This window comes from Pseudomonas grandcourensis (assembly GCF_039909015.1).
Taxonomy (GTDB): Bacteria; Pseudomonadota; Gammaproteobacteria; order Pseudomonadales; family Pseudomonadaceae; genus Aquipseudomonas; species Aquipseudomonas grandcourensis.
Window position 1 is genome coordinate 3,343,359 of sequence record NZ_CP150919.1, and the last position, 16,076, is coordinate 3,359,434.

The window sequence follows — 16,076 nt, forward strand, 5'->3', positions numbered from 1 at the left end:
ACGTGCTATGGGCAGAAGCTTGTTCCCGAATTCATTGGACTACGCTAAAGTGCTGAAAGGTGGAATAAAATACTCAAAATGAAAATCTTTATTTCACCTATGAAAAACCCAGCCACCTTTCGGGATATGTGCTGATGGATCGATTCACAGAGCTAGAGCTGTTTGTCCACACTGCGGAACTGGGTACGCTGAGCAAGGCGGCTGAGAAGCTTGATATTTCAAATGCCGCTGCAAGTCGGCATCTGGCGGCCTTGGAAAACAGGCTGAAGGTTCGTTTGGTCGAGCGAAACACACGGCGCTTATCGCTTACGAATGCCGGTCATGATTTCTATGCGCGGTGCAAAAACCTGCTCGCTGAACTTGGCGAGGCTGAGGCCACGGTGAGTGCGGCACTGGTTGAACCCACGGGCACACTGACTATAACCGCCACCATTTCTTTTTCCATGTTGCACCTCGCGCCTTTGGTTCCCGAATTCCAGCGCCTGTACCCGGGAATAAAGGTCAAGATCGTCGGGGCCAACCGTTACTACGACATTATCGACAGTGAAATCGACCTGGCGATTCGTGCACGGGAATTCGAGGCTGACTCCAGCATCACCATCCGCAAATTGGCAGATACAAGAAGGGTACTGGCGGCGTCACCCAAATACCTCAAGCGCAAGGGCGTGCCTGCCTCAGTGCAAGACCTCGCGAACCATGATGTGCTGATCTACAGCCTTGCTAACCATCCGAACACGATGGAGTTCAGCAAGGGGACTGAGCGAGAGACCATCAAGGTGCAACCTGCGCTGGAAACAAACGATGGGCAGATTGTGCGTGCTGCGGCCCTGGCGGGAGCCGGGATTCTTGTGCAGCCCAAATACATCGTTTATGACGACTTGGTGGCGGGCAGGCTGGTGTCTGTCCTAGATGATTGGGATCTCCCCCGGCTTACCATCAACGTGGCATTTCAGGATCGACGTTACATGCCGGCCAAGACGAGGCTCTTCATCGATTTTCTGTTGGATAACTTCAAGCGAAACGATTATGAGCGTTACTGGACTAGCTAAAAAAAACCTCGGCCCGCACCCAGCGACCCAGCCGAGGTTAAGGTCAACTTTTATTCGGGGCGTTTGCCCTCGTAAGCGTTCTGAAGCAACTGACGGATACCCTCACGCTCGATAGGGCGGGGGTTCCAGTAAGGATTGGACAGGGCGATTTCAGTTGCCCGGTCAAGGTCTTCTTCTGTCAGCCCCAGTTCGCGAAGAGTCATTGGGGCGCCGAGCCTCTCAGCCAGGTCGTACAGCGCTCCCCCCGCAGAGTTGTGCTTGACTCGCAGTGCTCGAACGATACGTGCGGCCGCATCCGGTGCTGCGCTGGCGTTGTACGAAATCGCATGGGGCAACACGACGGTGTGTGTTTGGGCATGAGGCAAGTTGAAGCTGCCGCCCAGTGTGTGACACAACTTATGGTGCAGTGCCATTCCCACGTTCCCCAACACGGTGCTGCACAACCAGGCGCCGTAGAGACAGTCGCTGCGGGCATCCAGATCATCTGGTGCTTTGGTCACTTGCTCCAAACCTTCAGCCATCGCCCGAATACCTTCCTCGGCGATGAGTGACATGACTGGATTGCCATCCTGTGCATAAAGGCCTTCAGCTGCGTGGGCAATCGCGTTCATGCCGCTCATTACCGACAGGCCAACAGGCAACGTTGCGGACAGTTCAGGGTCGTAAATCACTGTCCTTGGAAGGACGCGGGGATCCTTGCCGGTTTTCTTGATACCGTTTTCAGTGAGCCCATAAACGGGTGTCATTTCTGATCCAGCGTAAGTTGTTGGAATCGCCAGAATGGGTAACCCAGACTCAAGCGCAATGGCTTTGCCCAGACCTGTGGTCGATCCGCCACCGATTGCAACTGCGCAATCGGCTCCCAGCTCCCTGGCAATCTCTCTGGCTTCGCGTGCAGTCTCGATCGGCACGTGCATGACTGCTTTATCGAAAATGCCTGCGGCACGTTCGCCGAGGATTTTCGCAATGCGTTCAGCCTGATCACGCTGTTCCGGCGTGGAGAGTACGAGTGCACGACGAGAGCCCAAGCGATCGATTTCGGCCTCAAGTTGCTGTAAGGATCCTTTGCCAAAAATGACTCGGGCGGGCAAACCGGTATAGGTGAAATTCTTCATGATGGTGAATGGGTTCCTATCGATGGAAGGGGGGGGGCAGAAGCAGGTGGTGTGCGTGGCACCTATCGCTTTGTTTTCGCCGATGGGGCTGGCTTCAGCTCGGGATAGGGGTTGGCTGATAGGCAATCAGCTTCCACTCACCTTTACGCTGCTCCCAGACGGCGAGAGCCTTGTTACGTAGGGTTTTTGCGATGCCGCCCGATGTGATCTCGCCATTCATTTCACCGAATACGAGTGCGATGTCCCCGACCACCTTGATGCTTTGAATTGGGTGTTCGATGCGGTGGTAGACGTAGAATCCGTTCAGGCACTTGTTGAGGTAGCTCTCAAGCGTATCGACGACGCCGTTGGAGTGGGCATAGCTCAGGTCAGGATGTGCGAACGCACGGAATGCCTCGAAATCACCAGCCAGGATGGCGTCATAGCGTTTGTCTTCGAGTGCACGAATCAGATTTTCAACTTCATTATGGTTCTTCATGCTCGGCCTCTTTTGTATGGCGGGGCATTGAGCGAGTACTTGGAATGCCCCGCGTTGCGTTGCCGTCGGATAACCGTTGTCCTTCGGTCGACGCTCACAATCAAGCCTATATTTACAATCTTGGATATAAAACCTCTTGAATGGAATTCTTTATTTCATGGGTGAAATAATGCTTGTTCAATAAAGCAGTGTGTTCTCTATATCCGACTTACCGCCTATGTCAGAGGTGATTGTGGAAGGATAGGTGAGCTGCCCAGCAAGATTCACCAAGCAGATTCTTCCACTAGGTGGAAAAGAGATTTCTCTTTCTGGTCTTTTATACCTGAAAACGCATGTCTAAGATCGTTCCAAAATGACAGCCACCTAGGCTGCACAGAACAAGAACGGAGACTTAGCTATGCACTTTCTCCTTGCCCTATTTACGCACTGTCTCGCTGCTGCTTCGCTCTCCCTGAGCCGTTCGTACCGAGATCAGCAGATTCCGTTTGCAATCAAAAGCATGTCAATCGTGTTGACCGAGTGTTGCTCGACAGAGGGCGATTGTTCCCGCTTGCCAGCGCCTGATCGTAGCTCCTCTCCAATAGTCCCTTCATTTCTTTCGCAATCGCAGCGCTGGCGGCTAGCGATCGCTATGTCACCGCGCTTCGGTTGCGGTTTTTTCTCTGGAGTTTTGCCGACCTGGAGTTTGGCAGCTGCCAAGCACTCTGCCGGTACTGAATCCGCCCTTTGGTAGTGCAACTACCTAAAACACAGTAACTGCGTATCAGGAGATTTAAATGAGCAATCAAAATGTAGAACTGCTGGCGGCGTACTTCACGCTCTCGGGTGACGTGTACCCATTTGGCCCTACTGAGATCAGCCCGTTTGCATTCCGCGACCGTGTAGAGGCCGCTGCTGAGGCTGGTTACAAAGGTGTAGGCCTCATCCATGTCGATTTGATGTCCACCATCGATCGGATTGGCTTCCGGGAAATGCGTCATATCCTCGAAGCTAACGGCATCAAGCATGTTGAATTCGAATTCCTCACGGACTGGTACAAGGATGGCGAGCTGCGTCGTGCTTCCAACAAAATGCGTGCGGAGCTATTCAATGCCGCTCAGGAGTTGGGTGCACGCGCTGTTAAAACCGCGCCTGGCCTGAATGAAGAGCATGCCGATATTCCTCTGATGGTCGAACACTTCGCTCAGCTCAGTGAAGAAGCGAAGTCCTATGGCACTAACATCGTTTTGGAAATCATGCCATTCAGTAACGTGCGCACCATCGACACCGCACTGGCATTGGTGCAAGGCGCTAACCACGACAACGGCAAACTGCTGCTGGACATCTGGCACCTCGCTCGCGGCGGCGTTGACTTTGCCGACATCGCCCGTATCCCCGGCAAGTTCATCGGCTCTATCGAGCTGGACGACGCCGATAAATATGCCGTAGAGCCTCTGTGGCAAGACACCATCCATCGCCGCCGCTTGCCAGGCGAAGGTGTGTTGGACATTCCTGGTTTCATTAAGGCAGTCCAGGCCACTGGTTACACCGGCCCGTGGGGTGTGGAAGTGCTTTCCGAAGTGGTGCGCAAGTTGCCTCTCCAAGAAATGGCTCAGCGTACCTACGAAACCACCATTTCTCAGTTCAAGTAACGCGAGCAGATCTGCGTGTTGCTGCGCGGGGGAAAATGTCTCCCGCGTCCCTACCTAAAAATAACAGGCAGCCAGGCTGTCGAGGGAAGAACCATCATGTTACGTATTGCTGTTTTGGGTGCTGGACGTATCGGAAAAATCCACGCCGCCAACGTCGCTACCAATCCTCGCACCAAACTTGTTGTGGTAGCTGACCCGTGGAAAGAAGGTGTCGACGCGCTGGCTAAGCAACTGGGTTGCGAAGCAGCCTACGACTATGCCACGGCCGTTGATCGTGAAGACGTCGATGCAGTGTTTATCGGCACGCCTACAGAATTTCATATCGAGTTGATGCTCCGCGCTGTAAAGCTCGGCAAGCCAGTGATCTGCGAAAAGCCGATCGACATGGATTACGAACGCGCGAAGGCTGCTGTCGAAGAGCTCGAACGCCTCAATGGTCGTGTGATGCTGGCGTTCAATCGTCGATTCGACCCCGACTACCTGCGTCTTCGTCGTGCAATCGACGATGGTGAAATCGGGGTGGTTCGACAAGTCATCATCACCAGTCGTGACCCGGCGCTGGCTGCGAGGGCATACCTGGAATCGTCCGGAGGAATATTCCGTGACATGACCATTCACGACTTCGACATGGCTCGGAGCCTGCTTGGCGAGGAGCCAGTTGAGGTTTTTGCGGTCGGAAGCCGACTGGTCGATCCGTCGCTCGAATCTATTCCGGACTATGACAGTGTGATGGTGCTGATGCGTACCGCTTCTGGTCGCCAATGCCACATCAACTGTTGCCGTGAGGCCGTGTATGGCTTTGATCAGCGCCTGGAAGTTTCTGGTTCCAAGGGCATGCTGCTGAACGAGAACCATCGTTCGAACAGCGTCCGCCGTTTCGGCGCCGAGGCCACTGACGTGGCTGATCCTCTCCTCAATTTCTTCCTGGAGCGTCACGCCGACTCTTACAAGATCGAGCTCAACAGCTTCCTGGATGCGCTCGAAAGCAACAGTCCGATGCCAGCAACACCACGCGATGGTCTCTTGGCGCTTCGCTTGGCGAACTGCGCCACTGAGTCGGCTGAGACGGGCAAGGTTGTGCGGGTAGGGAACCACTAATCGTTCCAAGGCGTGAGCCCCAAACCCTGTACGGGGCTCCGCCTTACGGTGTACCAGGAACACAAAAGGATGCTTGAAGTTGACGTAGCAAAACGTAGTTGCAAGGGCTGTGGCATTTGGCCCTAGACCAGGATTTCAACATCGCCTGGCGTGCACTGATGACGGTTAACAAAACATATAAAGGTACCGGTCATGAACACAGATACTAAAGCCCTAACTGGGCTGGCCCATAACCACGAAAAGCTTTCCTCGACCAGACTAGCGTTTATTTTCGTGACAAGTTTATTTTTCATGTGGGGCCTCTCACATGGGCTTCTCGACGTGCTGAACAAGCACTTCCAAGACACCCTCCATATTTCTCGTGCGCAGTCAGGATTGGTTCAAACAGCTTACTTCGGGGCGTACTTCATCATTGCCCTGCCGGTCGGCCTGTTCATGGAGCGTTTTGGCTACAAAGCAGGGATTCTGGCAGGGCTTGCATTATTCGCCTTCGGAGCACTGCTGTTCATTCCGGCTTCGATGGTGGGAACATTTACGCCATTTCTGATTGCGCTGTTTGTGCTGGCCTGCGGTTTAGGCTGCCTGGAGACTGCCGCAAACCTATATGCGGCAGCGCTTGGCGATCCTGCAAAATCAGAACAACGTCTGACATTCGCTCAGTCCTTCAACGGTCTGGGTGCCTTCATCGGGCCGGTCATTGGTGGCGCGGTCTTCTTCGCCCCACCCGTTGAATTCAACGGCAGCCGCGTTGATCTGGTTTCGGTGACGTATGCGGTGTTGGCGATCATCGTGATGTTGATGTTCGTCGCCTTTGCTCGAATTAAACTTCCGGAAATTCGCAGCGAAAAAACCTCTGATGTACTGATCCCAAATGGGGGTGAAGTAAGCCTCTGGAAGAAGAGCAACTTTACTGGTGCGCTGGTCGCCCAGTTCTGCAACGTCGGTGCTTACGTCGGAATTGGTGCGTTCTTCATCAACTACGCGATTGATCACTGGCACGGAATCTCCGTTCAGAAAGCATCCTTCCTGCTTTCGCTCGGGATGCTCGCCTACATGATCGGCCGATTCGCCGGGACATGGGTAATGCGTTATGTCCCTGCACGTTCAATACTGATCCTCAACAGCTTGGTGAGCATGATCCTGTGCATCGTTGCCATCGCCGGAATTGAGCGGATCTCGATCTTCGCGGTCACCGCCATCTATCTCTTCATGTCGGTGATGTATCCAACGATCTTCGCGATGGGCATTCGGGGGCTCGGTACACAAACCAAGAAAGCCGGTTCGTGCCTAGTGATGACACTTGTGGGTGGTGCTTTCGTTCCACTGCTGATGGGGGCACTTGCTGATCACTTTGGGATTGCTACGGCGTTCTATGTACCGCTGGCATGTTTCGCTGTCATCGCGTGGTATGGGCAGAGCCAGAAACCCGTGACGGCGACCGGCAAAGCTCACTAACTCATATCTCCAGCAACGACGTGTAGTAGGCCCTGCATTGCAAGGCCTGCTGCAACGGATTCGGCTTGCCCGAAATTCTTGCAAGCTGGTGATTGGCAAGTTTCAGATTAGGAAAATCAACATGAAACGACTACACAGCAAAGTTGCGTTGGTGACTGGCGGTGGAATGGGTATCGGACGTGCGATCGCCGAGCTTTTCGCCGATGAAGGAGCCACCGTTATCGTTGGCGATGTGCACCAACCTGAGCCATACAAAAATGCAAGCGTCGTTGCCAAGCACTTGGATGTGTCAAAGCTGGAGGACTGGGAACGTCTCGTCGAAGAGGTAGTTCGTGAGCACGGTAAGGTTGATGTGCTCGTGAACAACGCGGGCTTGGTAGGTTCCTACCTTCCCATCGATGAGATCACCCTCGATGACTGGAATCGGGTCATCGATATCAATCAAAACGGTGTGTTCTATGGGATGAGAACCGTCATCCCGGTCATGAAGCGACAGCAAGCAGGCTCCATCGTTAACGTGTCTTCGATCTGGGGCATCGTCGGCGCCAGTGGTGTGTCGGCGTACCAGGCTAGCAAAGCTGCAGTGCGCATGATGAGCAAGAACGCAGCTCTGTCTTACGTGGCCAATGGTATCCGCGTCAACTCGCTGCATCCGGGGTTGGTCGAAACACCGATGATTGCTCGCCAAGCGGCTGATACCACCGCAGCCGTCGTCGCAGCGACGCCGATGGGGCGTGCGGCGGATCCCAAAGAAATTGCCTACGCGGCTTTGTTCCTCGCCAGTGATGAAGCGAGCTTCATCACGGGAGCAGAGCTCGTGGTTGATGGAGGATACACAACGCCCTGAGCGTTCTATTGACGTGCGCGTACTGCGACACGGGCAACTCCGTGCCGCAACTTTGATACCCATCTGAGGAGAACAAAAATAATGAAAACGCAGAAAGGTGGTTTGTTGTGCAGCGCTGTTTTGGCAGTAGGTTTGATGTTACAGCTTTCGCCGACAATGGCAGCCGGTGAGAAAATCGTCGTCAATTTCCAAACGTTATCCATTCCCTATTTTATCTACATGCATGAGCAAGCCTCTCAGGAAGCCAAGGCTCTCAATGTAGAGCTGCTTGTGCAGGATGCTCAGTCCTCCTCCACCAAGCAGTCCTCCGATGTCGAAAACGCCCTGACTCAAGGCGTCGATGCAATGGTCGTCGCACCCAATGATGTGACCGCCTTGGCACCTGCCTTGAACGAAGTACTGTCTGAAAAAGTACCCCTCGTGACAGTCGACCGCCGTGTCGAAGGAACTGATGCGCCAGTGCCCTACGTCACTGCGGACAGTGTCGCAGGTGGTCGTCTCATGGCCGAGTTGGTCACCTCCAACATGAAAGACGGCGCTCGTGTGGCGTTCATCGGCGGTACCGCTGGCTCATCGACAGCCATTGATCGCGCTAAGGGCGTCCATGAAGGACTCAAAGCTGGCGGGAAAAAATTTCAACTCGTGGCTGAGCAGTCAGGGGAGTGGGAGCGTGCCAAGGCCATGTCGGTGGCTGAAAACATCCTGACATCGCTGAGTGCAAACCCTCCAGATGCAATCATCTGTGCGAGCGGCGACATGGCGCTCGGGGCTGCGGAAGCCGTGCGGGCCATGGGGTTGAAAGGCAAGATCAAAGTCATCGGGTTTGACGCGTACCCAGAGGTGCTGCGTGCCATCCGAGACGGAGATATCGCCGGCATCGTGGAGCAAAGCCCGAGCAAACAAATCAGGACGGCCCTTCGCATGGCGGTGAAGAAAGTACGCGGCGAAGCAGAGCTCGAAACGATCATCGTTCAGCCATTCATGGTCACCCAGGAAAACCTGAGTCAGGCAGAACAATACAGCGCCATTCAATAACTGGCGGTTCTTCCTCCGGTAAATCCGACTGTTTGATGTACCTATGCAATTTAAGGAAATCGAGAATGAAAACGAACAATAAACGTCGAGTGCTGACTGCTGCATTGGCCACAGCTATTTTGATGTCGAACGCACCCGTTTTCGCCGCTGGCGAGAAGATTGCGGTGAGCTTCCAAACCCTATCAATTCCCTTCTTCATCTTCATGCATGAGCAGGCAGTGCAGGAAGCTAAAGCATTGGATATCAACCTCCTTGTCCAAGATGCCCAGGCTTCATCTTCCAAGCAAAGTTCCGATATCGAGAACTCGCTCACTCAAGGTGTTAAGGCTGTTGTATTGACTCCGAACGATGTCTCCGCGCTCGCACCGGCTATCAATGATGTGCTGGATGAGAGGGTGCCAGTTATCGCAGTTGACCGCCGTGTGGAGGGCACTTCCTCAACTGTGCCATTCGTAACAGCAGACAACGTGGCGGGTGGTCGAATCATGGGTGAGTGGGTTGTGAAGAACATGCCCAAGGGTGCCAATGTGGTACTGATCACCGGTCAGATCGGCTCCACCACCGCAATGGATCGAGCGAAAGGGGTACATCAATCGCTGAACGCAGCTGGTAGCAAGTTCAAGCTCGTAGCCGAACAATCCGGGGAGGCTGATCGTGCGAAGGCAATGTCGGTGGTAGAGAACATTCTCACCGCTTCGGCGGGCACTCCACCTGATGTGATCATCTGTTCCACCGGCGATATGACGCTTGGAGCAGTCGAAGCCGTGCGAGGTATGGGGCTTAGCAACAAGATCAAAATCATTGGCTATGACGCTTACCCTGAAGTGCTGAAAAGCATTAAGGCAGGTGAGATTACAGGCATCGTCGAGCAGAGCCCAAGCAAACAGATCCGCACTGCTCTACGTCTGGCTGTAGACAACATTCGTAATGGTACCAAGATCGAGTCAGTTACCGTCCAGCCGTTCATGGTCACTCAGGACAACCTGGATCAGGCCGAGCAGTTCAGCGCCATCAAGTAATCGACGAATAGTTTTTTTGTAGTCGATGCGGGAGGGAGCAAAGCTTCCTCCCAAGTTTGACGGATCTAGGTTCGGGAGGTATCTGCATGAACGATGTGCTGCTGCAAGTTCGCAATATCAAGAAAACCTTTCCGGGGGTTGTCGCGCTCAATGGCGTACAACTCGAAGTCGGAAAAGGTGAAGCACATGCTTTGCTCGGCGAAAACGGGGCCGGCAAGTCGACCATCCTAAAGATCCTGGCCGGAGCTCAGCCTGCGGATGCTGGCCAAGGTTCACTTGAATTCAATGGCCATGTGCTTGGGGAGCATGACACCCCCATGCGCCGCCAGGAGGTCGGCATCATTACGATCTACCAGGAATTCAATCTTATCGCCGACATGTCAGTTGCCGAGAACATGTACCTCGGTCGTGAACCGTTACGACGTGGCCTTGTTGACTGGAAGCAGATGTTCAGTGATGCGCAGCATGTTCTGGACGATCTTGGTCTGCACATTACGCCAAGGACAATGGTTCGGAAGTTGAGTGTGGCAGAGCAGCAAATGGTCGAGATCGCCAAGGCGCTCACCATGAATGCAAAGCTCATCATCATGGATGAACCAACGGCTGCGCTCAGTGGCCGTGAAGTAGACAAGCTGCACGGAATCATTGCAGATCTGAAGGCCAAAGGAATCAGCATCATCTATGTATCGCACAAGCTCAACGAAGTGAAGGCTTGCTGTGACCGCTACACCATTTTTCGTGACGGAGCCTACATCACCTCTGGCGACGTCGCCGACGTTAGTGTCGATGACATTGTTCGACTGATGGTTGGCCGGGATGTGGAGTTTGTGCGCAAACCGCTCACTGGAGCACCAGGCGAGGTGATGCTGAAGGTGCAAAGTGTTTCCAGAGCAGCAGGTGGTGGAGGTCACAGTCTTCATGCAACGCCATTGCACGACATGTCCATCGATGTGCGGGCAGGGGAAATTGTTGGCTTCGCTGGACTGGTGGGAGCAGGTCGCACCGAGTTGGCTCGTGTGATTTTCGGTGCCGACGGATGCGATGAAGGGATCATCTACGTCAACGGGCGCCAGGTCTCTCCGTTTCGATCTCCCCGAGAAGGTATCGCCGCTGGTGTCGCGCTAGTTCCTGAGGACAGGAAGCAGCAGGCCTGCTTTTTAGGTCACTCAATCCGTTGGAACATGAGCCTGCCGAGTTTGGGCGGATTACAACGCTGGGGCATGTTTATCGATGACCGGGCTGAAACCCAACTCATCCAGAACTACCAGAAGAAACTGCGAATCAAGATGGCTAACGACAGCGTGGCCATTGGAACGTTGTCTGGGGGGAACCAGCAGAAAGTGATCCTAGCCCGATGCATGGCGCTCAAGCCAAAGGTTCTCATCGTCGACGAGCCAACGCGCGGCATTGATGTAGGTGCCAAAGCTGAAGTTCACCAAGTTCTGTTCGACATGGCCCGCGCCGGCATCGCCGTGATCGTGATCTCCTCCGAACTACCTGAAGTCATGGCAGTGAGCGACCAGATTGTCACTTTCCGGGAAGGAAAAATAACCGGAGTTGTCTCGGCTGATGAGGCAACTGAAGAGCTACTTATGCAGCGCATGGCTCAAGGAGTGAGCTCATCGTTTTCGCACCAAGGCGTGGCCTGAACTGGTCGCACCGGCATCATCTATCGAGTAAACAAAAATGATCAAGCCAGCATCTAGTGAAACAGTCGTGGAACGCCGGAAAAAAATTGAGATGGTCGGATTCTTCGAGAAGTATGGAGTGCTGTTGTTCCTCATCGCACTTATTGTCATTTTCACCATCTACAACCCAATGTTCCTGTCTGCGCGGAACATCAAGAACATCCTTACCGAGGTCTCAATCTACGGGATCATCGGAGTGGGAATGACCTACGTGATTCTCACAGGGGGAATCGATCTCGCAGTGGGATCGCTGCTCGCATTCGCCGCTATTAGCGGTGCATTTCTAATGCAGGCATTGGGTGGCGACTTCTTCATGGGGTGGCTTGTTGCGATGCTGGCAGCGTGTGCTGTCGGCACGATGGCGGGCTACCTCCATGGCAAGGTCGTGACTCGGTTCGGCGTACCCGCATTCATCGTGACGCTTGGCGGTTTGACCGTGTGGCGCGGTGCGACACTCATTGTGAATGATGGCGCGCCGGTGAGCGGTTTCAATGAAGCCTTCCGCTGGTGGGGGAGAGGGGACGTACTGGGCGTACCAGTACCTGTCCTGGTCTTTATGGTTGTTGCTCTAGTGGGATACATCGCTCTGCGATACACCCGTTATGGCCGGCAGGTTTATGCGGTTGGCGGTAACCCTGAGGCAGCACGACTCTCAGGCTTGAGTGTTCAATCAGTTGTTCTGAGTGTTTACGTAATCACCGGCTTCCTCGCAGGGCTTGCGGGATTCTTACTCTCTGCCCGGCTTGGATCGGCTGAGGCAGTTGCCGGCTCAGGTTACGAACTGCGCGTTATCGCTTCTGTGGTAATCGGTGGTACCAGCCTGTTTGGTGGGTTAGGCGGTGTAGGTGGCACGATTGTCGGAGCTTTGCTCATCGGCGTGCTCATCAATGGACTCGTGATCATGAACGTGTCCGCGTATTACCAGCAAGTGGTGATTGGGATCATCATCGTGCTGGCGGTTGGCTTCGATACCTACGCCAAATCCAGAGGCAAATCCTAATTAGAGCAGTTCGCTGAGACTGCCAATTTGTATGCTCTAACTGGAGCTATTCGAGTGCCTCACTGACTGTCGGTGCCCGCGCTGACAGTTTCGGTTTCAAGCTCTCGTTCTATTACTGCAACTCAATAAAAAAGCCCACAACGCCGGAAGAGAAATCTTCCGGAGTGGGTTCGGCTGTCCCAAAAAAATCCATAAAAAAACAACAAGTGGAGAAAATAGCATGTCGTTCAACACCAAGGGAGCTGTCTGGTCTGTACTTGCAGTAGCGGTATTGCCGCTGTCTGCGCATGCGTTAGATTTCAGCGGCTATTTCCGCACCGGTGTCGGGAACTCTTTAGAGGGAGGCAATCAGTCTTGCTTTCAGCTCCCAGGGGCGCAATCCAAGTACCGGTTGGGTAACGAATGCGAGCAATACTTTGAATTCGATCTTCGGCAAGACCTGCTTAAGCTCGACGACGGTTCCGCTATTAGCGTCGAAGGTATGGCCCAGTTGTTCAACGAGTACGGCCATACACCGAGATTTACGGGGGACTATGGCTTTGCGCGAATGAACCAGATGTATGCCGAGTGGAGCAAAATGCCCGCTCTTAACGGAGGATCCTTTTGGGCGGGCCGCCGTTACTACAATCGAAACAGCATCGAAATGAGTGACTTCTTCTACTGGAACCAGAGCGCGAATGGCTTTGGGTTCGACCAGGTAGGCATCGGTGATCTCAAGTACAGCTACGTTTTCTCGCGCAAAGACAACCTGTTCCAAAAGGACTTCACCAACCGCCACGACTTCACAGTCGGTGGCTTCGAAACAAACCCAGGGGGTGGTGTGGAGCTGGGCGTGAGCTTCCTCGACAAGCCAAACAGCAGGGACGACTCTCACACTGGCTGGTCGGCTATCGCACAACACAAGCAGAAAGGGTTCCTGGGAGGGTTGAATACCTTTGCAGTGCAGTACGGACAAGGCCCGGGAACTGCATTGAGCTACACCGGCGACCCAACACTAGACAGCAGCAACCATAGTTGGCGTTTCGTGGAGTACTTTGACTGGCAAATGACCCAGCGATTTAGTGGGCAATTCCAAATCGTTTACCAAAAGGATACCCATCCTAATGAGGACGATGACCAGAGTTGGTTGTCGATCGGCGTTCGTCCTGTCTATGCGTTCACTGAGCAATTCAAGCTGAGCACCGAGGTTGGTCGAGATCAAGTGGATGCGCCCGGGGGGACGCGAAAATTGACGAAGTTCACCATTGCTCCAACCTGGTCGCCGGCCGGCCCAGGCTTCTGGTCTCGCCCGGAACTTCGCCTGTATTACACCTATGCCTCTTGGAACAAGGCAGCCCAACGTGCCGCGAGCGAAATGGCTGCTGGCTCAGCGCTCTCGGATAGTGGCGCCTTCGGTAATGCCCTTCATGGTTCGAACGTCGGCCTCCAGCTTGAGTACTGGTGGAAATGATGTGTCGTTCGCCCGCATTGCGTAGCTGACCGGAAGAAGTCCCACTAGGTCGATACCTCGGTGGGGCTTCGATTAAAGGGCTTATTTCGATTTGATGTCCTCCATGGCTACCGGATCTAGGCCTATCTAGGCGACATGTACGGTGACTTGGTTGCGGGTCTGACGGAGCGAACGGGCAGCGCCTCGTGCCAAAGGATTTTTTGGCCCAGCTCAATCAGGCGATACCCACCCAGGCGATTGAGAAGGGGGTATCCCTAAGCCGTCGGACATCGTGCGCTTGGAACCCGATACCGTGGTCGTGAGGCGGGCGAAGGCGCCTTTCTCGACCGTCAACACCTTAGCCGCTCCTCGTTTATCAATTCCTTCTCCTCGCCGCCGCGCGGATCTTGCTTCAATATGGATACTAATATAGTATCCGTCAATGGCTTCAGTAAATACTCAATTTTCGATTGCCGTCCACGTAATGGCGGCAATCGCACATCACGACGGGGTTTTCGCTTCGGAGATTCTTGCGGGCAGTGTGAATGCGAACCCGGTCTTCGTTAAAAGAATCCTCGTTAAGCTCTCGAAGGCGAAGCTGGCTAAGACGACTGTTGGCAAGTCGGGTGGTTACGGCCTGGCACGAAGCCCAGAAAATATTTCACTTTTAGATATCTACTCTGCGGTGAGCCCTCCAGATGCTTTTGCCATCCATAAGTATCCCGTAAGAAAGGAGTGTGTCATAAGCTCTAACATCAAAGAAGTTATGAGCGACGTCCTCGTCTGTACTCAAGAGGCCGTTTACCGGGAGCTGAGACAGACGACGTTGGCGGATGTGGTGTCCAAAATCAGAGCTAAGTCCGCTTAGCTTTTTTTTGCTCTAAACAGATACTTTAATAGTTTCCAATAAGCATAAAAAGGTACCCGAAATGACGCAATCGAACGAAGAGTCCCCTGTGATTACCAGCAGCGCAACCGAAACCGGAACCGGGCCCGCGATTGCAAGGCATGACAAAAATACGCCCACCGCGGTTCTCATCGGGGTGACCGGAGGGCTTGGTAACGCGCTGGCCAAGCTCCTCGCCGCCGAGGGCTTTCGATTGGTGCTCGCTGCACGACGAGAGCACGACGCCGCCGAGATAGCCGGCAAAAGCGACGGTTCGGCGATTTACGTGCGCGCGGACGTAACCGATCCAGCTAGCCTCGAGAAGCTGGCTGTAACAGCCTTTGAACACCTCGGCCGGATCGATGCAGTGGTTAACCTTGCAGGCATCTCGCCCCGCAAACCTATTGAAGACTACACGCTATCCGACGTCGACGATCTGCTCGCTATCAACGTGAAGGGGCCCATCTTCGTGACTCAGGCATTCCTGCCTGGGCTGCGCAAGCAAGCCAGCGACGGAGTGATTGTCCACATCGGTGGCGCCATGGATGGCCGGGTGGCGCTGCCGTTTATGAGCGCCTATGCGGCGACCCGCGGCGCACTGGCGAGCTACGTGCAAGGCGCCAATCGCGAGCTTGAAGGGACAAACGTATCCCTGTCGTTCTTCGGGCCCGCCCCCTCCAACACCGAGTCGGAGTCCCCGTTTTTCGACATGTGGAAAAAGATGGGCGTCGACCTATGCGAGCCTGATGAAGTTGCACGCGATATCCTCGCCACGATCCGCCAGCGACGTAAGGAGCATGTTATGGGTGGCGCGCTGCTCAAGATGATGACGCTCATGAACGCCATCTCTCCATCCGCTGCTGATGCGATAGGTCTGCGGAAATTTGGGAAGCTCATCAAGCAATATAGCCCGCGTTGATGATGAGCTTCGAACTTTATTCGGGGCGGGCAGAAGGGCTACGCTTCTCAGCCGTCCCTTATAACATGGCTTACCGCATGCAGTGCGGGTGTGCAAATTGTGGCTGCTTCTTACCGGCAAAGTCTAGGAAGGCACCTTTATGGGCGAAGAACTTTTGATCCATGAGATCAGGCGTGTGATTTCACCGAGAGCCAACTGCAATAATTCGCCCGCCTAAGATGCCTGAGCTTGCGACGATTGCAATAGCTCAACCGCCTTAAGCAGTTCCTTCCCGTTACAACCCGATACGCTAAAGCGCGAAAATCATTCTCGGCATTCCACAGCCTGGTCGCAGCCAACATATGGCTCCTATACAACTACAAGAGCCAAATGCCGAACAGGTGGGAATCTCGCATACGACCGATAACTCAATCGCTGACAAACGAAT

At 54.0% G+C, this 16,076-nt stretch carries 14 protein-coding genes; 12 read left to right on the forward strand and 2 right to left on the reverse strand.

The features are described 5' to 3' along the window. Positions 1 to 134 precede the first annotated feature (134 nt). Positions 135 to 1,049 (forward strand): LysR family transcriptional regulator, encoded by a 915-nt coding sequence (locus tag AABM52_RS14925; RefSeq protein ID WP_347912550.1) that lies wholly within the window; start codon positions 135 to 137, stop codon positions 1,047 to 1,049. Positions 1,050 to 1,099: 50 nt separating this feature from the next. Here AABM52_RS14925 and AABM52_RS14930 read toward each other — a convergent pair whose 3' ends face one another. Continuing rightward, positions 1,100 to 2,164: a maleylacetate reductase gene (locus AABM52_RS14930; RefSeq protein WP_347912551.1), complete on the reverse strand. Its 1,065-nt coding sequence runs from the start codon at positions 2,162 to 2,164 to the stop codon at positions 1,100 to 1,102. Positions 2,165 to 2,258: 94 nt separating this feature from the next. After that, positions 2,259 to 2,642 carry a nuclear transport factor 2 family protein gene (locus tag AABM52_RS14935; protein WP_218432265.1) on the reverse strand — a complete coding sequence of 128 codons (384 nt, stop codon included), beginning with the start codon at positions 2,640 to 2,642 and terminating at the stop codon, positions 2,259 to 2,261. Between the two features lie 776 nt (positions 2,643 to 3,418). Here AABM52_RS14935 and AABM52_RS14940 point away from each other — a divergent pair. From AABM52_RS14940 to AABM52_RS14990, 11 genes are all read left to right on the forward strand, one after another. After that, a complete protein-coding gene (locus AABM52_RS14940; protein WP_347912552.1) occupies positions 3,419 to 4,273 on the forward strand; it encodes a sugar phosphate isomerase/epimerase family protein in 855 nt (284 codons plus the stop codon). A 96-nt stretch (positions 4,274 to 4,369) separates the two neighbouring features. Then, positions 4,370 to 5,371, forward strand: a complete 1,002-nt coding sequence (gene iolG, locus AABM52_RS14945; RefSeq protein WP_347912553.1) for an inositol 2-dehydrogenase — start codon at positions 4,370 to 4,372, stop codon at positions 5,369 to 5,371. Positions 5,372 to 5,563: 192 nt separating this feature from the next. Continuing rightward, the gene (locus AABM52_RS14950; protein WP_347912554.1) at positions 5,564 to 6,826 is read left to right on the forward strand and encodes a sugar MFS transporter; all 1,263 of its coding nucleotides are present in this window, start codon (positions 5,564 to 5,566) and stop codon (positions 6,824 to 6,826) included. Between the two features lie 121 nt (positions 6,827 to 6,947). Next, positions 6,948 to 7,673, forward strand: a complete 726-nt coding sequence (locus AABM52_RS14955) for an SDR family NAD(P)-dependent oxidoreductase (protein ID WP_218432272.1) — start codon at positions 6,948 to 6,950, stop codon at positions 7,671 to 7,673. 81 nt (positions 7,674 to 7,754) lie between these two features. Continuing rightward, positions 7,755 to 8,708: a sugar ABC transporter substrate-binding protein gene (locus AABM52_RS14960; RefSeq protein ID WP_347912555.1), complete on the forward strand. Its 954-nt coding sequence runs from the start codon at positions 7,755 to 7,757 to the stop codon at positions 8,706 to 8,708. A gap of 65 nt (positions 8,709 to 8,773) precedes the next feature. Then, positions 8,774 to 9,727 carry a substrate-binding domain-containing protein gene (locus AABM52_RS14965; protein ID WP_347912556.1) on the forward strand — a complete coding sequence of 318 codons (954 nt, stop codon included), beginning with the start codon at positions 8,774 to 8,776 and terminating at the stop codon, positions 9,725 to 9,727. A gap of 86 nt (positions 9,728 to 9,813) precedes the next feature. Further along, complete coding sequence (locus tag AABM52_RS14970; protein ID WP_347912557.1) at positions 9,814 to 11,376, forward strand: sugar ABC transporter ATP-binding protein; 1,563 nt, start codon at positions 9,814 to 9,816, stop codon at positions 11,374 to 11,376. Between the two features lie 37 nt (positions 11,377 to 11,413). After that, positions 11,414 to 12,415, forward strand: coding sequence for an ABC transporter permease (locus tag AABM52_RS14975; RefSeq protein ID WP_347912558.1), 1,002 nt, complete (start codon positions 11,414 to 11,416; stop codon positions 12,413 to 12,415). 220 nt (positions 12,416 to 12,635) lie between these two features. Then, positions 12,636 to 13,865 (forward strand): carbohydrate porin, encoded by a 1,230-nt coding sequence (locus AABM52_RS14980; protein ID WP_347912559.1) that lies wholly within the window; start codon positions 12,636 to 12,638, stop codon positions 13,863 to 13,865. A 421-nt stretch (positions 13,866 to 14,286) separates the two neighbouring features. Then, the gene (locus AABM52_RS14985; RefSeq protein WP_347912560.1) at positions 14,287 to 14,712 is read left to right on the forward strand and encodes an Rrf2 family transcriptional regulator; all 426 of its coding nucleotides are present in this window, start codon (positions 14,287 to 14,289) and stop codon (positions 14,710 to 14,712) included. Between the two features lie 61 nt (positions 14,713 to 14,773). Then, positions 14,774 to 15,649 carry an SDR family NAD(P)-dependent oxidoreductase gene (locus AABM52_RS14990; RefSeq protein WP_347912561.1) on the forward strand — a complete coding sequence of 292 codons (876 nt, stop codon included), beginning with the start codon at positions 14,774 to 14,776 and terminating at the stop codon, positions 15,647 to 15,649. Positions 15,650 to 16,076: the final 427 nt, after the last annotated feature.